Raw genomic sequence first — 1,384 nt, forward strand, 5'->3', positions numbered from 1 at the left:
GGGTGTGTCCAGCCAACGGTGTAACTCAGGTTGATTTGTATTACCGGCGGCCGATGGAGAGCCGGCCGTCGAAGGTGATCTCGAAGGCGTTCAGTGCGGCCTTCCAGCGGGTTGTCCAGCGCTTGCGGCCAGCCCCGGTCGGGTCGAGCGCCATGATGGCCATGTAGACGCACTTCAACGCGGCCTGCTCGTTGGGGAAGTGGCCGCGGGCGCGGACAGCCTTGCGGATACGGGCGTTGACGCTCTCGATCGCGTTGGTGGTGCAGACGACCCGGCGGATCTCGGTGTCGAACTGGAGGAAGGGGACGAACTCGGCCCAGGCGTCCGACCACATCTTCACGATCGCCGGGTACTTGTCGCCCCAGGACTCCTGGAACTCCAGGAACCGGTCCTCGGCCGCCTTCGCCGTGGAAGCGGTGTAGACCGGCTTGAGCGCCTTGGAGATCTTGTCCCAGTCCTGTCGGGCCGCGTAGCGGAAGCTCGCGCGCATCAAGTGGACGACGCAGGTTTGCGTGATGGCCTGCGGCCAGACGGTCTCGATGGCGTCGGGCAGGCCCTTGAGGCCGTCGCAGACGACCATGCACACATCCGAGACGCCGCGGTTCTTGATCTCGGTGAGGACCTGGAGCCAGTACTTGGCGCCCTCGCCTCCGTCGCCGGCCCACAGGCCGAGGATCTCGCGTGTGCCCTCGACGGTGACCGCGAGCGCGACGTAGATCGGGCGGTTCGCCACCTGACCGTCGCGGATCTTCACGTGCACGCAGTCGATGAAGATCACCGGGTAGACCGGGTCCAGCGGGCGGTTCTGCCACTCGGCCATCCCGTCGAGCACCTTGTCGGTGATGGTGGAGATGGTCTGCTTGGACACGCTCGCGCCATAGACCTCGGCCAGATGGGCGGAGATCTCACCGTGTGTCAGGCCCCGGGCCGACAGGGACAGGACCATGTCGTCGACACCGGTCAGCCGGCGCTGGCGCTTGCGCACGATCTGCGGCTCGAAGCTGCCCTCCCGGTCACGAGGCACGTCGATCTCGACCGGTCCCACGTCGGTGACCACGGTCTTGGACCGGACGCCGTTGCGGGAGTTCCCGGAGCCGGCACCGGCCGGGTCGTGCTTCTCGTAGCCGAGGTGGTCGGTGATCTCGCCCTCCAGGGCGGCCTCCAGCACCCGCTTGGTCAGCTGCTGCAGGAGACCGCCCTCGCCGGTCAGCTTGACGCCCCCGGCGCGGGCCCGGTCGACCAACTGCCCGATCAACTGCTCGTCCAGCACATCCGGCGCAAGCTCGACCGGCCGGACTTCCTCAACCGCCTCAGCAGAGACGATCACGTCGCTCATCAGGTGTTCTTCCTTGATCGGGAGTTACACCGAAGACCGTACAGACCC

The 1,384-nt window shown here is 66.8% G+C and carries 1 protein-coding gene; it reads right to left on the reverse strand.

Features of this window, described 5'->3' with window-relative positions; all coding sequences use genetic code 11:
• Positions 1 to 40: 40 nt before the first annotated feature.
• Positions 41 to 1,327, reverse strand: a complete 1,287-nt coding sequence (locus ACFVSN_RS45170; protein WP_387603984.1) for an IS256 family transposase — start codon at positions 1,325 to 1,327, stop codon at positions 41 to 43.
• Positions 1,328 to 1,384 lie beyond the last annotated feature (57 nt).

The organism is Kitasatospora sp. NPDC057904 (genome assembly GCF_042887925.1).
Taxonomy (GTDB): domain Bacteria; phylum Actinomycetota; class Actinomycetes; order Streptomycetales; family Streptomycetaceae; genus Kitasatospora.